This is a genomic window from Aquimarina sp. EL_43 (assembly GCF_943422735.1).
In the GTDB taxonomy this organism is placed as follows: domain Bacteria; phylum Bacteroidota; class Bacteroidia; order Flavobacteriales; family Flavobacteriaceae; genus Aquimarina; species Aquimarina megaterium.
Genome location: NZ_CALSBR010000001.1, coordinates 2,658,201 through 2,683,991, shown reverse-complemented (window position 1 = coordinate 2,683,991; position 25,791 = coordinate 2,658,201). Strand labels below are relative to the sequence as shown.

21 protein-coding genes are annotated in these 25,791 nt (G+C 33.1%); 13 read left to right on the top strand and 8 right to left on the bottom strand.

The genetic code is table 11. From position 1 onward, the window contains the following. Positions 1-34 precede the first annotated feature (34 nt). The 3 genes from NNL09_RS11490 (at position 35) to NNL09_RS11480 (ending at position 4,381) form a co-directional block, all read left to right on the top strand. A complete protein-coding gene (locus NNL09_RS11490) occupies positions 35-568 on the top strand; it encodes an RNA methyltransferase (RefSeq protein ID WP_196911171.1) in 534 nt (177 codons plus the stop codon). 156 nt (positions 569-724) lie between these two features. Continuing rightward, complete coding sequence (locus NNL09_RS11485; RefSeq protein ID WP_196911064.1) at positions 725-2,920, top strand: T9SS-dependent choice-of-anchor J family protein; 2,196 nt, start codon at positions 725-727, stop codon at positions 2,918-2,920. A 132-nt stretch (positions 2,921-3,052) separates the two neighbouring features. Continuing rightward, a complete protein-coding gene (locus NNL09_RS11480; protein WP_196911065.1) occupies positions 3,053-4,381 on the top strand; it encodes a dipeptidase in 1,329 nt (442 codons plus the stop codon). 2 nt (positions 4,382-4,383) lie between these two features. On the opposite strand, the gene folK is transcribed toward NNL09_RS11480, so the two are convergent. After that, positions 4,384-5,511, bottom strand: coding sequence for a 2-amino-4-hydroxy-6-hydroxymethyldihydropteridine diphosphokinase (gene folK, locus NNL09_RS11475; protein WP_025667232.1), 1,128 nt, complete (start codon positions 5,509-5,511; stop codon positions 4,384-4,386). Positions 5,512-5,612: 101 nt separating this feature from the next. Here folK and NNL09_RS11470 point away from each other — a divergent pair, with 101 nt between their 5' ends. Next, the gene (locus NNL09_RS11470; protein WP_370540761.1) at positions 5,613-6,320 is read left to right on the top strand and encodes a queuosine precursor transporter; all 708 of its coding nucleotides are present in this window, start codon (positions 5,613-5,615) and stop codon (positions 6,318-6,320) included. Positions 6,321-6,398: 78 nt separating this feature from the next. Further along, on the top strand, positions 6,399-9,026 hold the full coding sequence (locus NNL09_RS11465) for an AsmA family protein (protein ID WP_196911066.1): 2,628 nt from the start codon (positions 6,399-6,401) through the stop codon (positions 9,024-9,026). A 140-nt stretch (positions 9,027-9,166) separates the two neighbouring features. Here NNL09_RS11465 and NNL09_RS11460 read toward each other — a convergent pair whose 3' ends face one another. Continuing rightward, positions 9,167-10,009: a M12 family metallopeptidase gene (locus tag NNL09_RS11460; RefSeq protein WP_196911067.1), complete on the bottom strand. Its 843-nt coding sequence runs from the start codon at positions 10,007-10,009 to the stop codon at positions 9,167-9,169. A gap of 769 nt (positions 10,010-10,778) precedes the next feature. Here NNL09_RS11460 and NNL09_RS11455 point away from each other — a divergent pair. The 6 genes from NNL09_RS11455 (at position 10,779) to NNL09_RS11430 (ending at position 17,095) form a co-directional block, all read left to right on the top strand. Further along, positions 10,779-12,047 carry a hypothetical protein gene (locus NNL09_RS11455; RefSeq protein WP_196911068.1) on the top strand — a complete coding sequence of 423 codons (1,269 nt, stop codon included), beginning with the start codon at positions 10,779-10,781 and terminating at the stop codon, positions 12,045-12,047. Between the two features lie 33 nt (positions 12,048-12,080). Continuing rightward, the gene (locus NNL09_RS11450; protein ID WP_025667227.1) at positions 12,081-12,518 is read left to right on the top strand and encodes a hypothetical protein; all 438 of its coding nucleotides are present in this window, start codon (positions 12,081-12,083) and stop codon (positions 12,516-12,518) included. Between the two features lie 492 nt (positions 12,519-13,010). After that, a complete protein-coding gene (locus tag NNL09_RS11445; RefSeq protein ID WP_025667226.1) occupies positions 13,011-14,270 on the top strand; it encodes a hypothetical protein in 1,260 nt (419 codons plus the stop codon). A 65-nt stretch (positions 14,271-14,335) separates the two neighbouring features. Continuing rightward, on the top strand, positions 14,336-14,776 hold the full coding sequence (locus NNL09_RS11440; RefSeq protein WP_196911069.1) for a hypothetical protein: 441 nt from the start codon (positions 14,336-14,338) through the stop codon (positions 14,774-14,776). Between the two features lie 118 nt (positions 14,777-14,894). After that, positions 14,895-15,533 carry a LysE family transporter gene (locus tag NNL09_RS11435; protein ID WP_196911070.1) on the top strand — a complete coding sequence of 213 codons (639 nt, stop codon included), beginning with the start codon at positions 14,895-14,897 and terminating at the stop codon, positions 15,531-15,533. A gap of 149 nt (positions 15,534-15,682) precedes the next feature. Continuing rightward, positions 15,683-17,095, top strand: a complete 1,413-nt coding sequence (locus NNL09_RS11430; protein ID WP_196911172.1) for an aspartate aminotransferase family protein — start codon at positions 15,683-15,685, stop codon at positions 17,093-17,095. On the opposite strand, the gene NNL09_RS11425 is transcribed toward NNL09_RS11430, so the two are convergent. Then, positions 17,092-17,886 (bottom strand): DUF2797 domain-containing protein, encoded by a 795-nt coding sequence (locus NNL09_RS11425; RefSeq protein ID WP_196911071.1) that lies wholly within the window; start codon positions 17,884-17,886, stop codon positions 17,092-17,094. The two genes, NNL09_RS11430 and NNL09_RS11425, sit on opposite strands and share 4 nt — an antisense overlap. Positions 17,887-18,031: 145 nt before the next feature. Between NNL09_RS11425 and NNL09_RS11420 the strand changes: the two genes are divergently transcribed. Then, on the top strand, positions 18,032-19,564 hold the full coding sequence (locus tag NNL09_RS11420; RefSeq protein WP_196911072.1) for a GH3 auxin-responsive promoter family protein: 1,533 nt from the start codon (positions 18,032-18,034) through the stop codon (positions 19,562-19,564). A gap of 244 nt (positions 19,565-19,808) precedes the next feature. Further along, positions 19,809-20,147 (top strand): hypothetical protein, encoded by a 339-nt coding sequence (locus NNL09_RS11415; protein ID WP_025667219.1) that lies wholly within the window; start codon positions 19,809-19,811, stop codon positions 20,145-20,147. A gap of 86 nt (positions 20,148-20,233) precedes the next feature. Here NNL09_RS11415 and clpX read toward each other — a convergent pair whose 3' ends face one another. The 5 genes from clpX to NNL09_RS11390 form a co-directional block, all read right to left on the bottom strand. After that, entirely contained in the window at positions 20,234-21,466 is a 1,233-nt protein-coding gene (gene clpX, locus NNL09_RS11410) for an ATP-dependent Clp protease ATP-binding subunit ClpX (RefSeq protein WP_025667218.1), read from the bottom strand. 95 nt (positions 21,467-21,561) lie between these two features. Then, complete coding sequence (gene clpP, locus NNL09_RS11405) at positions 21,562-22,236, bottom strand: ATP-dependent Clp endopeptidase proteolytic subunit ClpP (RefSeq protein WP_025667217.1); 675 nt, start codon at positions 22,234-22,236, stop codon at positions 21,562-21,564. A gap of 101 nt (positions 22,237-22,337) precedes the next feature. Further along, positions 22,338-23,660, bottom strand: coding sequence for a trigger factor (tig, locus tag NNL09_RS11400; protein WP_025667216.1), 1,323 nt, complete (start codon positions 23,658-23,660; stop codon positions 22,338-22,340). Between the two features lie 95 nt (positions 23,661-23,755). Further along, positions 23,756-24,103: a phage holin family protein gene (locus NNL09_RS11395; protein WP_025667215.1), complete on the bottom strand. Its 348-nt coding sequence runs from the start codon at positions 24,101-24,103 to the stop codon at positions 23,756-23,758. Between the two features lie 91 nt (positions 24,104-24,194). Then, the gene (locus NNL09_RS11390; protein WP_317193938.1) at positions 24,195-25,787 is read right to left on the bottom strand and encodes a G-D-S-L family lipolytic protein; all 1,593 of its coding nucleotides are present in this window, start codon (positions 25,785-25,787) and stop codon (positions 24,195-24,197) included. Positions 25,788-25,791 lie beyond the last annotated feature (4 nt).

Here is a 25,791-nt window from a genome sequence, read left to right as displayed (position 1 = left end):
CGTAGAATATGTGATAAATATTATTTTTGCGATAATGGAAGGAAGCAGAAAACTCAAAAATAGCGAACTCGATCGCAAAACTGTACAAGAATTTAAGGCATCAGAAAAGACTCCTTTAATTATCATTCTGGATAACATTAGAAGTTTAAACAATATTGGATCTGTATTTAGAACTGCAGATGCATTTTTGATAGAAAAAATATACCTCTGCGGTATAACAGCTACCCCTCCTCATAAAGATATTCAAAAAACTGCATTAGGAGCTACTGATACTGTAGATTGGGAATATCAAAAAGACACTTTAGCGCTTATACAGGATCTTAAATCACAGCATGTAAACATTTTATCTATCGAGCAAGCAGAAAATGCAACGATACTAAACGACTTTATTCCAGAGCATAATCAAAAATACGCAATCATTTTTGGTAATGAAGTTAAAGGTGTCCAGCAGCAAGTTGTCTCAGAAAGTGATACTGTTATCGAGATTCCTCAGTATGGTAGTAAGCATTCTCTTAATATTTCGGTTAGTGCAGGAGTTGTGATCTGGGATATTTTTAATAAACTATAGGAGGTTTCTACTATACTTATCCTTCTCTTTTCTGATATAGAATCCCAGTCCTGATCTATACTATTTTAACACAAAAAATAATTTTATAAGGGTTATTTATCTTTTTTACGTCTTTATTAATAAGAACTATTAAAAAACATTAACAAACTCAAACTTATGAAATTAAGAAAACAAGCAGTTGTTTTTCTCGCGCTCGCAATGCTAACAACAACACAATTCGGATTTGCTCAGGAAAAAGATTGTGGTGCAGAACCGCCTAAAAACTACGATACTTTTATGCTCAAACGCCTTAAATCTATTACCGATAACGGCAGTAAGGCTCTGGCAACACCTGTATCATTACCAATACAACATCATGTCTCGCGTAACTCGAGCGGAGGTTCTCCTGCAGTATCCAGCGCACAGATTCAAAATGTAATGGATGAACTAAATGCAACGTATGCTCCGATGAATATTTCATTTCACGAATATGCACCTACCAAATACATTGACAAGACCAGTTGGAATAATTCTTTTAACAAAAGTAATGACAGTCAACTAGTACAATATGAAGTTGCCGAGGCTATCAATATTTTTTACTTTTCTGAAGTAACTTCGGGCAGTTCTACCATCTGTGGATTTGCTAAATTTCCGGGAACCGGAAACCGAGCAATATTAGATGCTTCTTGCTCACAAAATGGCTCTACTTCTTCTCACGAATTAGGGCATTATTTTTCTATCCTGCATACGCACTCTACGTCTAATGGAAGAGAACTTGTACAACGAACAAACTGCTCTTCTGCAGGAGATTTTTTCTGCGATACCCCAGCAGATCCAAGACTTAGTAGTCTTGTTAATTCTAGCTGTAATTATACCGGAACAGCAACAGATGCCAATGGAGATCAATATCAACCCGATGTTAACAATGTAATGTCTTACACTCGTAAAAGTTGTCGCACAGGGGGATTCTCTAGTCAACAACAAAATGCTATTGTAGCATCATTAGAATCAGACAGAGCTTATTTAACCAGTCCAACAAATCCACCCGTATGCTCCACTATCAGTAATTTTCCGTATAGTGAAAGTTTTGAATCTGGATTAGGAGATTGGACTAATGCCACAGGAGATGATATCGAATGGACTAGAGACTCTAACGGAACTCCCTCGTCGGGAACAGGACCTTCTACAGCACAAAACGGCTCTTTCTACCTTTACACAGAAGCATCTACAAATGTAACCCCAGCCGGGAGTCCTAATAAAACAGCAATATTAAACAGTCCATGTATAGATTTACCCCAGGCTGGTAATATGTCTCTAGAATTTGGATATCACATGCTAGGTAGAGATATAGGAACTATAGAAGTTTTGGTAAGTACTAATGATGGAACATCTTATACTTCTATATGGTCACAAAATGGAGCCAAAGGAGACACCTGGAATCAAGCAACTGTTGATCTTTCTGGATATTCTGGTTCTGTGATTAGATTGCAGTTTAAAGGAACAACAGGAGCGAGTTGGAGAAGTGATATAGCAATTGATAATATCAAAATCAAGGAAACTGTAACCAATCCTTCTTCTTGTAACGGGATTACCAGTTTTCCTTATAACGAAAGTTTTGAATCCGGGATTGGTGAATGGACACAAGAAACTAGTGATAATATAAACTGGACAGTTGATAGCAATAGCACGCCATCATCTAGCACAGGGCCTTCTTCTGCAACTAATGGTAGTAATTACATTTTTACCGAAGCTTCTGGTAGCGGAAATGGATTTCCTAATAAAGTAGCTTTATTAACAAGTCCTTGTGTAGATTTAACCAGTGAATCAAATGCAGAACTTAGCTTTGATTATCACATGTATGGATCAAATATGGGTACTTTAGAAATACGTGTATCTACCAATGATGGTGTAAACTGGACCACTGCCTGGAGCAAAAATGGAAACCAGGGAAATAGTTGGAGTTCTCAAACTGTAAACTTATCTGCTTATAGCGGATCTACAATAAAATTACAACTTAAAGGAACTACAGGATCTAGTTACAGAAGTGATATGGCTATCGATAATTTAAAAATTACTTCTGGTTCTGCAGATAGTGATCTCACTGATAATGAAATCCGTACAGCGAATCCAAAGATAAGTATCTATCCCAACCCTATTGCATCTGGTTCTTTATCTATCCAACATCCTGGATTCTCAAAAAATGGAGGAAGAACACAAATCACCATTACAGATTTTCTAGGAAAAACAATTGACATAGTAGATTCTAATAACGAAACTACGGCTTACGATGTTAGTAATCTAAGTAACGGTGTTTATTTTATAATCATTAATAATAAAGAAGGACAAGTAACTCAAAAATTTATCAAAAGATAAGATTTGTTTAGTTTTTTTGAATGTACCCTAACTGCCCGAGAATTTTTTCGGGCAGTTTCTATTATTAAAAATATCATCTGGAATTTGTTTTGTAAGTTTATAACGCTATAAAACACATAATCACATCTAATTATGAAAAACTTTTCAATTTTTGCTGCTATTGTACTCTTACTTATTTCATGCAAACAAGAGAATATGAAAAAAGATACTTCTACAGAAGATCAATCAACCATTACAGAGGATCAACTTATCGCCAAAGCAAAAGAAATTCATAATAAAGTCATTACTCTAGATACTCACTGTGATATTAATGTAAAAAACTTTACAGACTCTATAAATTACACTCAGGATCTTAGTTCACAAATCACTTTACCAAAAATGAAAAAAGGTGGATTAGATGTCGCCTGGTTTATTGTTTATACGGGACAAGACTCTCTAACAACTAAAGGTTATGAAAAAGCGTACGAAATTGCAATGTCAAAATTTAAGGCTATTCATAAACTAGCAGAAGAAATTGCACCAGACCAAATTGAATTAGCCTTAACATCTGATGATGTTCGTCGTATTCATAAAAAAGGAAAAAAAGTAGCTATGATTGGTATCGAAAATGGATATCCCGTAGGAACCGATATTAGTAATGTAAAGAAGTTTCATGACCTTGGTGCCAGATATATGTCACTTTCTCATAATGGGCATAGCCAGCTTTGTGATTCTAATACTGGTGAAGCAGATGGCATTTGGTTGCATAATGGCTTAAGCGATCTAGGGAAAGAAGTTATTACAGAAATGAATAAAATAGGGATTATGATAGATGTTTCCCACCCTTCTAAAGAATCTATGCGACAAATGATCAAACTTACCAAAGCTCCGATCATTGCTTCTCACTCTTCTGCAAGAGCATTATGTGATCATAGTAGAAATCTGGACGATGAACAATTGCAATGGTTAAAAGAAAATGGTGGTGTGGTTCAAACCGTAGCTTTTACCTCATACTTAAATACAGAGAAGTTTGAAAAACGAAATGAGAAAGAAGTCGAAATAGCCAAGCAGATTGCTGATTCTATGGGAGTAACCTGGATAGATCGAAAAGAAATAACTAAGCTCGGTACAGAAGAAAAAGAAAAGTACTATGATTTTTACATGAAAATGCTAACGATTCGAAGAGAAAAAGTAAAGAAAATAGATGATCTTCCTCCTGCTGTAGATGTTGTAGATTTTGTAAATCATATTGATTATATGGTTAATAAAATTGGCATTGATCATGTAGGGATTAGCTCTGATTTTGATGGTGGTGGTGGAATTGAAGGTTGGAGTGATGCTTCTGAAACATTTAATGTGACTCTAGAACTGGTAAAACGAGGGTATACCGAAGAACAAATCGAAAAGTTATGGAGTGGAAATCTGCTACGTGTTCTTGATGAAGTGCAAAAAGTAGCAAAAGAGCTAAATCAAGCAGGATAATATTATTTTGAGATCTCTTCGATAATCGAAATATAATCAGATCGATTTGCTATAAAATCCCGTTTAGACACATCTATTATCCTTATACTAAATTCTGGTTGTGATTTTATAAATTGCAAATACCCTTTATTGATCTTATTCAGATAATCTGCAGGGATTTTTTGCTCATAGTCCCTTCCTCTTTTTTTGATATTTTCTAAAAGACGTTCTGTATCTTGATATAAATACACATATAGTCCGGGTTTAGTCAAATTTCTATACATCAAGTCAAATACTTTTTTGTACAGCATAAATTCTTCTGATTGTAAGGTAACCTTAGCAAAAATCAATGATTTAAATACATCATAATCACTCACCACAAAATCTTTAAACAGATCAAACTGAGCAATATCATCCTGCAAACGCTGATAACGATCTGCCAAAAAAGACATCTCGAGAGGAAAAGCATAACGCTCCATATCCTCATAAAACTTTGGTAAAAACGGATTATCTGCAAAACGTTCCAGAATAAGTTTTGCATTAAACTCCTGAGCTATCAGTTGTGCCAAACTTGTCTTACCAGCCCCAATATTTCCTTCGACAGTTAGGAATTGAAATCGGGACAAAGCATACTTTTCTTTTGGATTAACTATTTTCTCATCAAGCAAAGTCACTTTTGAAGCATCTGAAGTACTATCTAACAATCGCTTTACGGTTTGCTTCAATTTTGGATGTACCATACCTCCTGCAATCTCTGCTAGTGGTTCTAATACAAATTTTCGATCCTGCATTGCAGGATGAGGAACGATCAAGTTTTTGGTTTCTATACTTCCTTCAGAAGAAAAAATAATATCCAAATCAATCGTTCTTGCCTCATATCCTTTACCATCTGTTCTATTTCTACCCAGAGAATTTTCAATTTCTAATAGCATTGTTAACACTTCGTTTTCGGAAAGAAAGGTACGTACTGCAATACAAGCATTATAAAAATCATCACTATTAAATCCCCAGGCCGGAGTCTGATACACTCCAGAAATCGAAACCAAATCTCCTATCGATTCATATATTTTTTTAATAGCATTCTGTAGAAAATCCATACGATTTCCTATATTACTTCCTAATGAAATATGTAACAGACGGGATGTTTTCAAGATTGGATTTTTTATATTCTGACCAGAACTTCTTATTTTTAGAACAAATTAAACAAAACAAAATCACTTCGCCTTATTTTTAAGTAAACTATTATTTTATTTTGACAGAAACTCCTCTGAATTTAAAAAACAAACGTGTTGCCTATCGAATATACCTGATACTTGGCGCACTTTTCATTTCATCATTAGTAGTATCTAATCTTATTTTTCAAAAATTCTTTTATTGGGATTTTTTCGGAGTATATACTTTTGAAATTTCTGTAGGAATCCTACCATATCCTATTACTTTTTTGATCACCGATATTATTAGTGAAATATTTGGCAAGAGAAAAGCGAATCAAATTGTTACGGCCGGTATTTTTGCATCTTTTTTTTCATTACTCATTGTATATGCTTCAGCTTCGGTGCCAGCTACAACCTGGTCTCCTATAGATGATGATATATTCAATCAGGTTTTTGGCGCTACAGTAATCGCCGTATTTGCATCAATGATGGCTTATCTTTTTGCACAATATATTGATATTCAGATTTTTCATTTCTGGAAACGTGTTACAAAAGGAAAACATCTTTGGTTGCGAAATAATTTTTCTACTTTTTCTTCTCAATTTATAGACACCCTAACGGTTCTTTTGTTATTATGTTCTGCAGGTATTATAGATTGGGATCGTTTTGGAGTATTATTACTTAATGGTTTTTTGTTTAAAATATTGGTTGCTGCACTAGACACTCCTATTTTATACCTATGTGTGCATGTTATAAGAAAGCGATTTAAACTAAAACAAGGTGGTGAATTGGCTCTAGAAATTTAAAATCTAACAAATAGTTAACTTAAAAAAAGTAACATTGTATCTTTGTAAATCGTTTCTTTATCTCAAAGCTATTTTATCATGAAAAAAGTCCTCAAAATTCTTGGTATTTTTTTACTACTATTTATCATAGGTATTATCTCGATTCCTTTTTTGTTTAAGGGAACTATCCAGGACAAAGTACGCTACCTGGTGAATGAGCATGTGCATGCAAAAGTAGACTTTGCAAATTTGGATATTAGCCTTATCAGAAGTTTCCCACAGGCATCTGTGGTTATTGATGAGTTTTCTATTATTAACTTTGCTCCTTTTGAAGGAGACACCTTGGCTTATTCTAAAAAAATAGCTTTGGATATGTCTATCAAAGAATTATTTAAAAACGCTTCAGAACCTATTAGTATTCAAAAAATAGTAATCGATGAAGCCAATATTGCAATCAAGACTGATTCATTAGGAAATTCTAATGTCGATATTGTTAGAAAACAAGAAGATGCTACAGAAACTAATCCAGAAGAAGAAAGTGGTGCTTTCACCTTTGCTTTGGATCATTATGAAATAAATGATAGTAAAATTCTATTTAGAGATGATATAAGTAAAACCCTATTGGCAATGACCGATCTTAATCATAGCGGTGACGGATCGATCTCTGGAGAAAAAATAATCTTAGATACTAAAACGAATACTGAAGCTTCATTAAATCTCGATGGCACTAAATATCTAAACAAAAATAAATTACAACTTGATGCCCAAATAGAATTAGATCTTGAGAATCAGCGTTATTCTTTCAAAGAAAATAAAGCTCAGATTAATCGACTACCTCTCGAATTCGCAGGGTATGTTCAGTTATTCGAAAAATATACCGATGTAGATCTCAGTTTTAAAACCCCTTCGTCTGATTTTAAGAATTTCCTTGCCGTTATTCCCGAAACTTATGTCAAAAACCTGGATGGAGTGCAAACTAGTGGAGACTTTTCTATTAACGGAATCATTAAAGGAAAATCTGATGATACCTATATCCCAAAAATGGATATCAAGATTGCATCAAGTAATGCTTCTTTTAAATACCCCGATTTACCAAAAGGCGTTAAAAATATAAATATCGACACTAAGATTAAGAATGAAACCGGATTGGTAGATGATACCTATATCAATATTGACAATTTAACTTTCAAAATAGATCAGGATTCTTTTGCCGCCAAAGGTAGTCTTCGAAATCTAACGAAGAATATGATTGTAGATATGATGCTAAAAGGTACATTAAACCTAGCTAACCTGAATCAGGCATATCCTTTACAACTGGAAGAAAAAATAAATGGGATTGTTAATGCAGATGTCAAAACTCATTTTGATATGCAATCTTTAGAAAAAGAACAATATCAAAATATAAAAAGCTCTGGTACTGCCAGTATTTCTCAATTTACATATGCATCTACTGATACACCAAATGAAATAAAAGTTGAAAATGCTGATGTAAGTTTTACACCAGAAACCATTTCATTAGACAAAATGCAGGCCACTACAGGAAGATCAGATCTTGCTGCCACAGGTACCATACAAAATCTAATGGGGTTCTTATTTGCAAAACAAGATCTAAAAGGGGATTTTAATGTAAATTCTAATGTGTTTGCCGTAGATGATTTTATGGTAAGTGAGCAAGAAACCGAAGAAGAGGTCGCAAGTACAACAGAAGATGAAACTATGAGAATCCCTTCTTTTCTGGATGCTACACTAAACTTTGATACCAAAAAAGTTTTCTATGATAATCTAGAATTACAAAATACAAAAGGAACGGTAAAAATAAAAGATGAAACTGCTTATTTAGAAAACGTAACTTCTAATATTTTTGACGGAGGGATGGCTCTAAATGGTAACGTATCTACTAAGGCTAAAGTTCCTACCTTTGACATGGCTCTGGATTTAAGTAAAATCGATATCGTAAAGTCTTTTAATAATTTAGAATTAATAAAAGGTTTAGCTCCTATTGCAAAAGCACTTACAGGTAACCTGACGACCAAAATTAACCTGAATGGTAATCTTAACGAAAACCTTATTCCTGTTTTAACCTCATTAAAAGGTAAGGCACTTGCAGAGATTCTTAATGCCCAGGTATCAACAACTAAAACTCCGTTTTTATCTACATTAGATAACCAACTTAATTTTGTAGAAATTGATCAATTAAACTTAAAAGACATTAAAACTAACCTAAGTTTTGATGATGGAAAAATTAATGTAAAACCTTTTGAGTTTGATGTTCAGGGGATAAAGGTTACTGCTGGTGGAAGTCATAGTTTTGAGCAAAATATGAATTATAATATCAAACTAGATGTACCTGCTAAATATCTAGGTAGTGAGGTTGGAAACCTGATCTCTCAACTTGATCAAAAGGAAGCAAATACTATGACTGTTGGACTACCAATTGGGCTTTCTGGTAATTTTAAAAACCCAAAGGTTAGCTTAAATACAGATCTGGCGATAAAGCAACTCACACAACAAATAGTAGACAAACAGAAAGAAAAAGTAAAAGGAGAGCTTATCGGTAAAGGCGAGAAAGTATTAACAGATCTATTAGGAAATTCTAAAAAACCAACTGATTCTTCTAAAACAAATTCTAACAATACAGAAGAAACTTTAAAAAATACTGCAAAAAATATTTTAGGAGGGTTTTTAGGTAAGAAAAAGAAAAAAGATTCTACAAAAACAAAGAATTAATAAATGTAATAGAAAAGAGTGTACCTGATTTCTCAAGCACTCTCTTATACTCAAAAATAATATTTTATTGGACGATGATCCAATTGATTTTTACATCACAGATTTATATGTGTATAGGGATTTTCCATCAAGATTTAGAATTATCTCTTAGGATATGCTGCATTAGTACCTATAATGTCTAATGGAGATATCGTTTCCTGAGCTCCGGTATAGCCTTCACCATTAAGTAACGTAATAGTTGGTTTACCATTTTTAGAAAAAGCATATTGATGATACATCATTATACTATTGATGTCAAATGCCCTAGTTAATCTTCTTGAATTCTTAATCTCGAATTGATCTTCTTGACCACTTCGAATGTTTTCCCATTTTATAATAATATAGTTGTCTCTTTCTGGTCTTGCTTGTTCATGAAGAAAACCAAGCGTATGACCTAGTTCATGAGTAACAAGGTTGGCATCGACATTATGACCTAATTTAATAACTCCTCCACCAAAATTGAACCCAATAGATGCCAAACCACAGGTTGAACATACATCCTCAGATTGCATAATAGTTACATAACTGAACTCATTGGTTCTTTTTTTAAACTTTATATTCGTTTTTCTACTCCATCTTTTCATCGCCAATAGTATATTAACACGTAACTTAAGACTTAAGTTACTACTTAGGGCAAAAACAACAGTGTTGTTTGGCCATTTTCTAACAGGATCTAGTAATGTTAATTTTTGATTAGCAATTTGAGGAGTGTCCGATACATGTTCTTCAGAAAGAATGATGTCATCATGGTAAAGGTATTCTCCGTTACCCATGTCTTTGACAGTAACTAAATCTCCATCAAAATATTTTTCAATCAATTTTCCATTAGATGTTGTTACGTCATCAGTTACATTTTCTTCTACGCTCTCTTTTTGGCAAGAAGCGAAAAGTAAAACTGTGCCCAGTACGAGAGTTTTAAATGACCTGATTTTTTTTGTGTTCATGATTGTGTGAAATTAAGTTTGTTTTAAAAAATTATTTATACCTCGGATTATTCAATAGGATTCAATTCATTAATACAATTCGTTGATTTTTAAATAGTTTTCTATTATAAAGCAAGCACAGATACTAGAGTGAACAAAAAACCTACCTTATTTATCTATCTACCAGATCCGAAGGAAAGCTTATTCTCCTCCATTTGGGAGGATTGAGGTGGGATAGATAAACAATTGTATGCGCAACATTGTAAATTTTCCTTTAAAAAGGAAAATTGTCGCACACCCCTTTTCTAGTATTTTTGTAAAACTATAATACTATTGACACTATATTGTCCTGATTCCTTGAATAATCAAAAAAACAGGACAACCTTGTAACGGTTTCACAACAAGTGTCCCCTGTGTTATTACCAAGTTTACATTCCGAGAAATAGCAAAATTGTCCGTTGATATAGGCGATATTAGAAACAATACCGTATATGAGCATCAATATGAATTAGATGTACCAGAAAAACAAGATCCGGATATTCTCAAAGATGAAATTATTACCTTAAACAGGGTATTAAACCTAAGGTCCTGCTGAAAAACCAGGACTAGTTCAATTATTTATTTTGAATACATTGCTACGCAACTTCTCAAAATAGAGTTTCACTGATAAAAACATAGCTACGGGAGCAATACACCGGTTAAAGATACGTTAACAATTTAGTAATCTTATACCTACAATATAAGTATACATATAGTTATAATTTTACCACAAAACTAAATCCCCCTAGCTATGAAATTGAAGAATATTTCCATAATTCTTTTTTATTCCCTTTCCTTTTTATCATTCTCGCAAACAGAAATTAATGACAATCAAATGAGCTGGATTAGAGGATGGACAAATTTTGCCCCTAATCAAAGAGAGTATCCAGAGCCCGAAGAAGTACTTCCTAATATTATTGATAGTAACTCTTATTTAAAAAATGATGTGACATATCTAATGTCTGGAAATGTTTATGTAATTAATAATGCCACTCTAACAATACAAGAAGGAACCACAATTAGATGTGACGTCGAAAATGCTGCAAGCTTGGTAATAACCAAAGGTTCTAAATTAATTGCAAGAGGCACAAAAGGGTTTCCAATTGTATTTACATCAAATAAGGCCCAAAAATCCAGAAAAGCTGGAGATTGGGGCGGTATCATAATTGCCGGATCTGGCACAATAAATTCACCAGCCGTATCTAAAACTATAGAAGGAAATTTTCTACCTCAATATTCTTCGTACGGAGGAACACAAGAAAATGAATTAACAACCATGATGTCGTATGTTCGAATTGAATATGCAGGAAAAAAAATTAATCAATCCAAAGAGTTAAATGGATTGTCTCTTTATGCACTAGGAAGTAATTCGATCATAAACAATGTTATGATCAGTTATTCGGCAGATGATTCTTTCGAATGTTTTGGAGGTAAGGTAAACATGTCTAATCTAATCTCTTACAAAGCAAAAGATGATGATTATGATTTTACATTAGGATATAATGGAGAATTAAACAATATTCTTGCAATTAGACATCCATACATTAGTGATATTAGTGGTTCTTATGTTATTGAAGCAGATGGGTATGATAAAAAAGAAGGATTTATCGATCTAGAAGCATTATCAAACATACGTATCAAAAATGCAACTTTGGTAAACCTATCCGATCAAAACAATTACCAACATACTACTGCTGCAATTTCGTCTAAGAATTTAGCTAAACTCAATCTTACCAACATGCGTATATCTGGTTTTGCTAATGTTGTAAAATTTGATAAAACCTACAAATCATATTCTGATCTTCAAAAGTATTTCTCCTTAGAAAACAGCATTTTTAATGTACACAGTAAATCAATCCTGACACAATATAGTGCTACCATAAATACTGATCAATTGTTGAAATATAATATGTATACAAATCATTTTAAAAGTGCTGCCGATCTATTTACTGATCCATTTGATGAAAAAAAACCAATATTTACGCTAAAGGATTCGGAAAATTATACCGTAATGCAGTAAATTTGAATATATGCACTTAAAATCATCACAATAATGAAATTATTTAGTACCGCTTTCCTTGTGTTTTTTATCATCAACCTTAATTATTCTCAAACAAAAAAGAATGTTTTTTTTGAGCAAAAGGCATTAACCAAAAAGTTTCACACAATAGATGAATTAGAAGATTTAAAAAAAGGGGAACTTGTTAAACTGTATACAGATCGTATTAATGAAATAATAACTGTCCTACCTTATTTAGCTCTTACCAATGAAGCAGGTGTTAAACTGTCTGACATTGGTATTAAAGAAAGTTCTGATCATTTAAAATCCCTGAACAAGCACCATACAATGACTACAGATATGACTGAAAGTAATAAAAACTTAATTTCAGAATTTATTCCTTATGCAGATACAGAAAAGATTATTTGGGGTATTTTATATTTTGAAGAAGTAATTAAAAAAGTTAGAATAGGCGCTAATGGAAATTTTTAACCCAGTATATTAGTAGATATTTCTATCCACATAAACCAAATCAGCTTATAATCAATTAATAAGCTGATTTTTTTTATAAATAGGTTTTCAAAATACTTTTTACCTACAAACCATATTCATTGTATGTAATATATCGTCTTTTTTTGTTCATAATTACACTTTTTAATAGAAAAATCACTTATAAATAGTGCGCTAAAACAGGGGGGAAACACCCCTTTTTTAACAAAAAACGAATTTACCAAATAAAGTTGTTTAATGTTTACGAAGATCCAATAAACATTCGTTAATTTTTTGATTATCAATAAAGTATAAAATAATTATGTAGGAATTTTACTCATAATATTTTATTAATTTAAGTTAAAATAACGACCAACGTACAAAGTCTACGGTAAACACGTAACCACTTTTGTTAAAACTCTTATATCTTAGTAGTCCCAAAATTGGGAGAGAGAAATTTCTTCCAAATAAAGTTTAACCCCAAAATAAACTATCATGAAAAAAAGATGTTCTCTATTAACAGCTTTTATCCTACTACTAATTTCTAATCTAGCTATTGCACAAGATTTTAATGAAAATAATGACAGATGGGTCAAAGGATGGACAAATTTTACACCTAATAAAACTGACTATCCAGAAGCTGAAGAGAAACTGCCTAATATTATAATGGATCATACTTATTTAAGAAATGATATTGTGTATTCGATGTCTGGTGATGTATATGTAACGAATGGTGCATCTTTAACTATTCAAGAAGGAACAATTATACGATGTGATCATGAAAATCCTGCAAACCTTATTATCTCTAAAGGCTCAAAATTGATTGCAGCAGGATCCAAAGCTTATCCTATCGTTTTTACATCCAGCAAAGCTCCCAAATCTCGAAACAGTGGAGATTGGGGAGGTATAATTATTGCCGGATCTGGAAAAGTAAATACAGTTTCGGGTAGTGGTATACTTGAAGGTGATTTCAACCCTCAGTATTCTGTTTATGGTGGAAATAACGTAAATGAAGAAACAACAATACTACGATTTGTAAGAATCGAATTTTCAGGAAACAATGGATCTAATGGATTATCTCTATATGGTTTAGGGACTTCTTCTATCGTAAAAGATATTATGGTAAGTTATTCGGGTCAGGATTCTTATAATATTCACGGAGGAAAGAATAACATTCAGAATCTGGTTTCTCTTAAAGCACAAGATGATGATTATCACATTTCTGAAGGTTTTAGAGGGACAATTAAGAATGTTCTTGCTATAAGACATCCATACATCAACAGTCCCCAGGGATCATATGCTATCGAAATAGATGGATACAATACAGAACTTGGTTACATCAAACCAGATGCTATAACAGATGTTACTATTGCTAATGCAACTCTTGTTAACTTGTCTGATAAAACCAATTACCAGCATACCACTGCAGCTATTTCTACATCTAATTCGGCAATAACATACATACACAACTCTAAAATATCTGGTTTCTCTGATGTTGTTAAGTTTGATAAATCATACACATCTTTAGCTGTAATACAAAAAGCATTTATGATGGATAATAGTTTTTTTAATATTCATGGTAAAGGTATAACCACAAGTAATGCAGCAATTAACGGAGCCTTAGATATTTTAAAATACAATAGATTTACAGAAAGCTTTGTTGGTGTAAATGATTTATTTAGTGACCCCAAAAGCTCTATTGTACCTAAGTTTCAGTTAAAAAAATCATTAAACAATTATATGGTGATGCAATAATAAAATAGTTTGCTCTGATTTTACTGTACAAAATCAATCAAAATCAAATGTATATTACAAACACTATGTCAAAATTATTAACAAGCTTAATCTTCTTTCTTGCAATAAGTACAATTTATGCGCAACAAGCAAATGAAGCCATATTCTTTACGCAAAGGAGTCAGACCAATAAATTTCACACAATTAATGATCTGCAAGCCTTAAAGAAAGGCCAACTCGTAAAACTATACCAAGATCGGGTCGAGGAGATCATGACCATACTCCCGTTTCTATCACTTACTAATGAACCTGGTGTACGACTAAGTGATATTGGCATTAAAGAAGATTCACGACATCTAAAAATCCTTAGAAATAATAAAGAGTCTACGCAAAAAAATTTAGAAGTTACCAAAGAAACTATCGAAGAATTAGTTCCTTATGCTGATACAGAAAAAATTATCTGGACAATCCTCTACTATGAAGAAGTCATTAAAAAAATGAGGATAGGAGTTAACGGAAATTTTTAAAAATTAAATTAGTAATGTGTTTAAATTATCATATTTACTTAGGGTTAGAAGCGGCAGTTGCCGCTTCTATTGTTTTATTTAGCTGTAAGATTACTTTGTTTATAACTACTAAGGGTTTATGACACTATCTGTACTATATCTCTTTTTGGGAATTGTTACCGCTGTAATAGGAGCGCTCCCCCTGGGAGCAGTCAATCTGGCTGTTATTCATACCTCTGTCAAAGAAAATATTAAAAACGCATCCTACATAGCACTGGCAGCAGGGATTGGCGAAGTATTATTAGCTCTTTTTGCATTGCACAGTAGTATGGAGTTATCTGATTTTTTTCGAGAAAATCAATGGATTCAAATTACGTTCATTATACTCTTCTTTTCTATTGGCGTGTATTTCTTACTTTTTAAGAATAAAATAAACACTAAACATAAATCCAAAAAATTAAAACTATCCAAATCTAAATTCCTTACTGGTTTTTCTCTAGCCATATTAAACCCTCCTGTAATTATTTACTGGGTTTTAGCAATTTCACTGGTAAACAAATATATTTTTAAACTCACAGTTCAAAACCCACTCATCTCTCTTTTTCTTTTCTTTCTTGGAGTTTACTTAGGAAAAATAGGAACATTATATTTTTATAGTCGATGGGGAAATAAAATTGCACAACAACCAGGCGATTCAAAAGCTAAACTTTCTAGGATTATAGGAATAATTCTAGTTGTTATTTCTATTTTTCAAGGCATCAATTTTTTAGCCGAATGAAAGAAACTATACCAAAATACCATTTTTTAAACCATTTGTACAAGTAATTATCTGTTAAGTGTTTTTATATTTGTCAGCAATTCTGATAAAATTATATTGCTGTGAATAAAGACGATTTCAACTCTAAGTTAAGCTTGCCAAAAGAAGAAATGCAAAGCTATGGATATAAGATTATAGATCATATTGTGGATCATTTTGAGACTCAGAACTCAAAAAAGCCTGTAACTATTGCTTCAAGAGAAGAAATGGATTCTTTATTAACAGAAGACCTTCCTGATCACCCTACTCCTGCAAACGAAGTTCTGGATTTTGTAATGGATCAAGTCATTCCGAACAGTAGTATTGTATCACATCCAAAATCATATTCTTTTGTACCCGGCCCAAGTAACTACATAAGTGCTATGGCCGATACTATCGCTACAGGTTTTAATATTTTTTCTGGCGGTTGGGCCGCATCTCCGGCAGCAGCAGAATTAGAAATAGTAGTTATGAACTGGTTACTTAAGATTTTTGAGTTTCCGACAAAAATGGGAGGAGGAATATTTACCAGTGGTGGTTCGATGGCAAATCTTACCGCATTGGTAACAGCCAGAAGGGTAAAATGTGGTGAAGATTTTTCTAAAGCAATAATCTACTTATCAGACCAGGCTCACTCTTCAAACATAAAAGCAATCAAAGTAATTGGCTTTAAAAAAGAGCAGATCAGACTTATTCCTACCGATCTAGAATTTAAAGTTTCTTTAAATAAATTAAAAAATGTAATTGCCAAAGATCGTCTTGAAGGGTTTCAACCGTTTTGCATAATAGCATCTGCAGGAACTACCAATACAGGAACTGTAGATCCTCTGGATGAAATTGCAAATATCTGCCAGGAAGAAAATTTGTGGATGCACGTTGATGGAGCATATGGAGGTGCAGCAATTTTGGCAAATAAAGGAAAAAAGCTTTTAAAAGGTATCGAGCGAGCAGATTCACTAACTGTAGATCCACACAAGTGGTTTTTTCAGCCTTATGAGATAGGTTGTTTATTGGTCAAAGATCATAATTGGTTAAGTGGTACATTTAGCGAGAAACCAGAATACCTAAGAGATATAGAAGGCAATGAATCTGAAATTAATTTTTATGATCATGGTATTCAATTAACCCGACGTTTTCGTGCTTTAAAGTTTTATATGTCATTAAAAACGTTTGGTCTCGAATCTTTTAGAAAAGCCATACAATACAATATAGATCTTGCCGAACAAACTGAAAATATCTTACGAAAAAGTACATATTGGGAAATTACATCGCCAGCTACATTAGCTATAATTAACTTTAGGTACCACCCTATTGGTTATCAACTTTCTGAAGAAGAATTAGATCGTATCAATCAGAATATTTCTAAAAAAATAGTCGATTCTAGAGAAGCAATACTGGTAACTACAGTTTTACAAGGTCAGATCGTACTTAGGATGTGCCTTATAAATCCCAGAACAACCATTGATGACATTAAAAGTACGTTACAACAATGTGAAATTTACGGAAAAGAAGAATTGGCTATAATTACAAAAGAACCATGTTAGGTTATTGTTAAACTAACCACGTATCCTTCATTATTTCTCACATTAAAGACTGTATTATCTTCAAAAATAAGATATTGTCCTTTAATTCCTTTTAACACACCAGAATACTCTTGTGTTTTCTCCAGATTAAGGCTTTTTACAGTGCTAGGATATTGAAGTACAGGAAAACGAAGTTGAGTCTCTTTTCCATTTTCGACAAAATACTCTTTTACCTCATCGGGTATAAAATCTTTTAGTTTGTCTTTAAAAGAGGCCAGATCTTCATCTGTTATTTCATTTTTAAGCATCGTACGCCAATTTGTTTTATCAGCCACCTTTTCTTTTAAAGCCACTTCGGTAATACCTGCCAAATATCGATTAGGAACCTCAACAATTTCTATAGCCTCATGAGCTCCTTGATCTATCCACCTTGTAGGCACCTGGGATTTTCTGGTTACCCCTACCTTAACATTACTAGAATTAGCCAGGTATACTATATGTGGTTGAAGCTGTGCCTTTTTTTCAAATTCTAAATCCCTATCCTCAATATCTAAATGTGCAGTACTTAATTCTGGACGCATTACCCAATCTCCGACTTGAGGTTGATTGTAAAAATCATCATAACAATACCCTTGTCTAAATATTTTTTTATTTTCACCACAGGCAAGACACTGATATCCTACAAATTCTATTCGTACTTTTTTATCCAATAACTGATTCATGTGAATAAAATCTGATTCGAAAACCAGATAATACTGAATAGGATCATTAATTTCTGTTTGCATTTTTGTTAGCACCCCCTGATATTGCATAAAATTTCGTTATATAATAATCAAATAAGAAGAATGTGATTATTTTTATTATTTTAGTTTCTAATTGATAACAACAAAAATAATATATCCCGATCTTATATTAAGAATTGGTGTACATTATTTCTGCCTAAATATACATTAAAAAATGCCAATCCCATTAGTTAATTCTATAGCCAGCTGGTTCTTAAAAAAACGCTTTCATCAAATGGAGCTTTTTCTTAAGTATCCTAATGAGGTTCAGCTTGAGTTGCTGCATGTGCTATTAGAAACAGCTAAGAATACAGAATTTGGGAAAAGCTATGATTTTGCGACTATAAGTAATTATGAAACTTTTAAAGAAAGAGTACCTATAAGGTCTTATGAAGATTATGAATCGATAATCGAAAGAAGTCGCTTGGGTGAACACAACATTTTTTGGCCCACTCCTATTAAGTGGTTTGCAAAATCTAGTGGTACTACCAGTTCTAAAAGTAAATTCATCCCTGTTAGTGAAGAATCACTAGAAGATTGTCATTTTGCCGCTGGTAAAGACCTCTTATGTATGTACCTTAACAATAATGAGGAATCAAAACTCTTTACAGGAAAAAGTCTTAGGTTAGGTGGTAGTAAAGAATTGTACAAAGAAAACGGAACTTCTTTTGGAGATTTATCTGCAATAATTATAGACAATATGCCTTTTTGGGCAGAGTTTAGCTCTACTCCCAGTAACGAAGTATCATTAATGAGTGATTGGGAGTATAAAATGAAGGCTATTGTTAATGAAACCATTCAGGAAAATGTAACCAGTTTAGCAGGCGTTCCTTCTTGGATGTTGGTTTTACTTAATCAAGTGCTGGAAATGACAGGAAATGAGAATATTTTCGATATCTGGAATAATCTCGAAGTATATTTTCATGGTGGAGTAAGTTTTGAACCCTATAAAGACCAATACAGCAAAATTTTACCCAGAAACTCTTTTAAATATTACGAAATATATAATGCTTCTGAAGGTTTCTTTGCTATCCAAGATCATAACAATTCTTCTGAGTTACTATTGATGCTAGATTACGGGATCTTTTATGAGTTTATACCAATGGATACCTATGGCACCAAAACTGAAAAAGTGATCCCGCTAAGCGAAGTAGAGGTTGGGAAAAACTATGCTATTATCATTACAACTAATGCTGGATTATGGCGCTATAAAATTGGAGATACTATTCGATTTACCTCTATAGACCCATATAGAATCAAGGTATCAGGAAGAACCAAACATCATATTAATGTCTTTGGAGAAGAGCTTATTATCGAAAATGCAGAAGAAGCACTTAGAAAAACAACCAAAATCACTAATAGTGAGATTGTAGATTATACTGTGGCGCCAATTTTTATGAAAGAACGAGAAAAAGGCGCACACGAGTGGATCATTGAATTTAAAAAGCATCCCGAAGACATTAAAGAATTTACTTATATTCTCGATCAAAATCTGCAACAGGTAAATAGTGATTATGAAGCCAAAAGATATAACAATACAACTCTTAACATCCTTCATATACGTATTGCAAGACAAAATCTATTCTATGATTGGTTGAAAAAGAATAATAAGCTGGGTGGGCAACATAAAGTCCCAAGACTTTCTAATAAACGAACGTATATTAACGAACTAATTGCCCTAAATAATGTGAGTTCTTATTCTCCCTGATTAAGAAATAGTTAAGTCTTTCTAAATCGATCTTTTTTCTATAAAAAACATAAATTAAAATATAAATTTTTACGGTTAAACCGTAAAAAAACTATGTAAGAATTGTCGTTTTTAACAAAAAAATTAGTATTTCATCGTTCAAAAAAAGCGTTTGATCTAAAAAATATCAAATCATTTTTTAGGCTCTCATTTTCATATTAAATTTGTCCTCAGATAGTTATTAAATATATCAAAGCCCCAAAATATGAAAACTACGATATCTTGCATTACTTTATTACTGTTAACCATAGGAATTAACGCACAAGAAATCAAAACCGAAAATCATATTACTAATGCCAATGAAACGGCTGATGTAACTTCAAAAGAGACTACTACTGATGTTTCTTCTTCTACAAGGGCTTTAAAAACAGAAAATACATTAGAAGAAGACACTTGTTATAGTGAAATTTCTAAAGCAACATTTTATGAAGCTTTAATTCGACAAAATGGTTTAGAAATATACCTTAACAACAGTGATCTTGTATTAAAAAATACAGAAGATATCATTACCAACAATAAGGATCGAATATCATATACAGAATAAATATATTATCAACTAATCAACCAACAAAAAACACCTTTATAAATTTATAAAGGTGTTTTTTTTATGTAAAGCTTTTTTCTTTTACTTTAAGAGACCGCCTTAAGCTTTTTAATCGTAGACTTATTAAGCTTCTTTTCGGCATAATCCTTAGTTACTCTAAACTCTGTTTCTTCGCTTTCTGGCAGTTCGTACATTGCATCTGTTAAAATTGCTTCGCAAAGTGATCTAAGACCCCTTGCGCCCAATCTATACTCAAGAGCCTTTTCTACAATATATTCTAATGCACCATCAGTAATTGAGAAACCAATATTATCCATTTCAAACAACTTCTTATATTGCTTTATTATGGCATTTTTAGGAACTGTTAAAATAGACCTAAGGGTTTGCTCATCCAAAGGATTCATATAAGAAAGCACAGGAAGTCTACCAATAATCTCAGGAATCAATCCAAAATCTTTTAAATCTCTAGGAATGATATACTGTAACAGATTATCTTTCTCTATAGCGTCTTCACTTTTAGAGGCACTATATCCAACAGCCTGCATATTTAATCGTTTCTGAATCATTTTTTCGATCCCATCAAAAGCACCACCTGCTATAAAAAGAATATTTTCGGTATTTACTTCGATAAATTTTTGATCTGGATGCTTACGCCCACCTTTTGGCGGAACATTTACTACAGTTCCTTCTAGTAACTTAAGTAAAGCTTGTTGCACTCCTTCTCCAGAAACATCTCTGGTAATACTAGGATTATCACTTTTACGAGCTATTTTATCTATCTCATCAATAAATACAATACCACGTTGTGCCTTCTCAAGATTATAATCTGCAGCCTGAAGTAGTCGTGTAAGAATACTTTCTACATCTTCGCCCACATAACCTGCTTCGGTAAGTACAGTTGCATCTACAATAGCTAATGGAACGTTAAGCATTTTGGCAATGGTCTTAGCCATTAATGTTTTTCCGGTACCCGTTTGCCCTACCATAATGATATTACTCTTTTGAATCTCAATATCATCTTCTGTTTGTGGTTGCAATAAGCGTTTATAATGATTATATACTGCTACAGACATTACTTTTTTTGTAAACTCCTGCCCTATTATATACTCATCCAAAAACTTCTTGATAGCCATAGGCTTTCGTAACATTAATTCGCTACTAAGCTCACCCGTTTCTTCATCTTTAGCTTCTTCCACCACAATTCCATGCGCCTGAACAATACATCGATCACAAATATGGGCATCTAACCCTGCAATAAGTAAATTGGTTTCAGGCTTCTTTCTTCCACAAAAAGAGCATTCTAAATCTTCCTTAGCCATAGTTATTTATTTTCATTTTCATAAAAACTTCTCTTGTTTTCGTATATACATACAAGTATAAGGGAAAAATCCCCTAACTAACAAGAAAAATTACATCATTCTCTAGTCAAAATCTCATCAATCATTCCATACTCTAGAGCTTTATCTGCTTTCATCCAATAATCTCTATCACTATCCTCGTATACTTTATCGTAGGTTTGTCCGGAGTGTTTGGCAATAATTTTATATAATTCTTCTTTTAATATCAAAATCTCACGTGCAGTAATTTCTATATCACTTGCTTGTCCCTGAGCACCTCCTAATGGTTGATGAATCATAACGCGACTATGTGGCAATCCAGAACGTTTTCCTTTTTGTCCTGCGCATAATAATACAGCTCCCATAGATGCGGCCATACCTGTACATATAGTAGCTACATCTGGTTTGATAAATTGCATTGTATCATAAATACCAAGGCCTGCATAGACACTTCCTCCTGGAGAATTGATATAAATCTGAATATCTTTAGAAGAATCTACACTTTCGAGAAATAACAATTGGGCCTGAACAATATTAGCAACCTGATCATTAATCCCGGTTCCTAAAAATATAATACGATCCATCATTAACCTCGAAAAAACATCAAAAATAGCAATATTCATTTGACGCTCTTCTATGATATTAGGAGTCATCCCGGTTGGATACATACTACTAACGATCTGGTTATAATAGTTGCTATTAATACCATGATGCTTAGTAGCGTATTTTTCGAATTCTTTTCCGTAATCCATATTTCTTTTTCTGAAATTTTTATTGATAAAAAAGGCGTTAACCCAAAGATAGTTTAACGCCCTAAATATAAGTATAATTCCTTAGTAAATTACAACATTAATTATTTGTAAACTTCTTTTATGAATTCATCAAAACTAACCTCTTTTATCTTTAGCTTTGCATTTTCTTTATAATAATTAAGTAGCTTTTTACTCATCAATTGTTCAGAGATTCTTTTAACCTCTTCTTGATTGGATAATATTCTTGCTGCAATATCCTCTAGCTCTTTATCTTCTGGAGAATTTTGCCCAAATTGAGCCATCTGACCTTTAATTAACTCTTTTGCAAAATCTTTCAATTCTTCAAAAGTTACCTGAAGGTTATTATCATTAATTATTTTACCTTCGATCAATTGATAACGTAATCCTTTTTCACTTTTTTCAAATTCGTCCTTTGCTTCATCTTCTGTCAAAGGTTTCTCACCAGTTGCTCTAATCCATTTCTTCAAAAACTCATTAGGGAGATCAAATTTAGTATTCTCTAAAACGTTTTCAGTAATATCATTAAGCAGTTGTTGTTCTGACTGTTGCTCGAATTGACGTTCGGCATCTTCTTTTATTTTTTCTTTCAGATCAGTAACCGATTTTATAACACCTGCACCATATAGTTTATCGAATAACTCCTGATCTAAATCTGCAAGTTCCTGAGTATTTATTTCTGAAACTGTAAAAGCTACTTCTATATTAAGGTCGTGTGCTTCATCATGGTTTATTTTTAAAGCACTTATCAAATCGTGATCATCGGCAAACAATCCTTTTGTTTTTAACTTGATAACATCACCTACTTTTGCTCCTATAAATTTATCAAGATTCTTTTTACCTTTAATTTTATCTAAAGAAACAGTAAATGCATTATCAATTTCTTTTTCTTCATTTACAAAAGAACCAGCTACCAAATCATCTTTCTCTACAACATCTTTAGATATAAGCTTTCCATATTGTTTCTGGATGGTTTTGATTTGATTATCGATCATCTCATCATTTGCTACAATTTTGTAGTGAGTGATCGCTTTTTTACCATTAAGCTTTACTTCAAATTTTGGAGCTAATCCAAGTTCGAATTCGAAAGAGTAATCATCGGTATCCCAGTCAAAGTTCTCCTGTTCCTTTGGTAATGGATTTCCTAATACATCAAGTTTTTCCTCTGTAAGATATTTATTTAATGCATCTTGTAACAGTTTATTTACTTCATCTACCAAAACTGCTTTTCCGTATTGTTTTTTAACAAGTCCCATAGGAACGTGACCTTTTCTAAAACCAGGAATGTTAGCATTTTTACGATAATCACTAAGGATTTTTTCGACCTTATCACTATAGTCTTCTTTAGCGATATCTACGGTTACCACTGCATTTAATTCGTCTAATTGCTCTTTTGAAATATTCATTATCTCTACGTTTACTCTAAAAATTGGCTTGCAAAAGTAATACTTTTTTAGATCACAACAAATTTTTAACTCCTTGAAAAACAGTAAGCGTTACATTAATTTTCGTCTTTCTTTAAAATAGAATGTAGTATTGATTGAAATACAGATAACAAGACACTAAAGATCAGCGCCCACAACCATCCATTTACACTAAAACCAGCTATAAAATAATCTGCCAATAAAATAATTGCTGCATTAATAACTAAAAGAAACAACCCCAAAGTAAGTATTGTAGCTGGCAGTGTTAAAATAATCAGTAAAGGTTTTACAATTGTATTCAAAATTGCCAAAACAGCTGCAACTATTAATGCGCTAACATAATTATCGACTCCGACTCCCGGCAGGATTTTAGCTAATAGGAGTACTGCTAATGCATTTAAAATAAGTTTAAGAATAAAATTCATACTTCAAATATAAACTTTATCTCATTCAATAAAAAAAAGCCTGCTGAAAAAAACAACAGGCTTTTACCAAAACATTATTTAGTATATTTTCTTAATTAACATCATTACTTAAGGTAACTGTACCATAATCTGCAGGATTAACCCTTGGCAAGTTAGCTCCATAAGTAGCTTTAATAGCATCTAATACTCCATTGGTTATCAAAGCATGAGCTCTTGGTGTTGGGTGCACCCCATCTAATGAGAATCCTCCACCTCTAACAAATTCTGATGTAATCATTCCTCCATCAATAGGAATACCTCCGTTTGCAGCTTGTGCCAAATCGGCTGCAGCGTCATAAAACGCTAATCCTTTAGCTGTAGCAAGACCTGCAATAGTAGCATTAAATCCTGTACGAGCATTTTCTATAGCTGTTTGTTCTGCAGGTATTAACACATACTTATCCTCTAAAGGAAAACTAACACCATTAACTGCTAATTGTCCTGCTTCTTCCTGAGACAAACCTAAACCAACTAATTCTGCAAACCTAGCCTCATTAAGTTTTCCGATAATACTAGAACTTGTAAGTACTAACAAATCTTCTGCTGTAGCTTGTCTTGCCTGACCGTATTGCGCACCAAAAAGGGCTGCTTTTGCCGCTCCAAATGTAGGCGTTAAAGCCGCAGTCAATTGTGCCGTTTTATTATCAAGTGACTCATCTTTAATTACCACAGCACTTGCTCCGGTAGTAGAAAATTCTATCGCTCTTTCTGGAACACCAATACCTGCAAACGCAAGATTTAATCCCGCATAGGTTGCATTAAGTGTAGGTATTTGTGGTCCAAAATCTGGATTCAAAGGACTTAATGGCGCATAAGGAACCGTTGTAAAAAATGGTATAGAAGTTACACTTGGTAAGTTTAGCAACACTCCCTTAGCTCCTTTTGCAGTAAGTGCATCAATTAATTGACTATAAACACCTGCAAACACAGTAGTATTTGTAATATCATTTGGACCATAAGTAGACGGATCAGTGTTAGGCACTTCATTATTATCTGCGCCTACACCTCCAGAAGTAGCATAGCTAAGTATATCATTATTTCCTATCCATAAGCTAAAAAACGTAGGGTTTTGAGCTACAGCATCTCCTACAACCGTTGCTGTTGCAGAAGAAGCAAATCTTGCAAAATACGGATTTGCAGAACTGCTAGCTACCCCAGCTACATTACCATATCCTGGTGCAGCCAAATGAAAACTTTTTGCTCCGGGAACTCCCATGTTATTAAAAGGTCCTGCTAAAGCATTAGATATCTCTGTAGTTGGCGCCGCTCCTGTATAGACAGAAGGGCCGACAGGGTTACCTTCTGCATCAAAAACTAAAACAAATCTATTGTCTAAAATCTGAGTTCCTCCTAGTAATGCTCCTCCTGCATTATCTGACATTAGTGGCTGTGTAAAATCACCGCCACCCGCAAATGCAAATTGCTTAGATAGTATATTAGGATATGAATTTTCTTGTCCTGTTATATATAATGCTCCATCAGCAAAACCTGCTGTAAGCGAGTTCCCCAATGCTACATAGTTACTAAAATCAGCTTCTCCACTTGTATACGTTCCTGCCTCATCAATCGGGTTATCAAATTCTGGTTCACATGCTATTATTCCTAATGCAAGAATCGCTAAGTATTTTATATTTTTCCTCATCATCTTT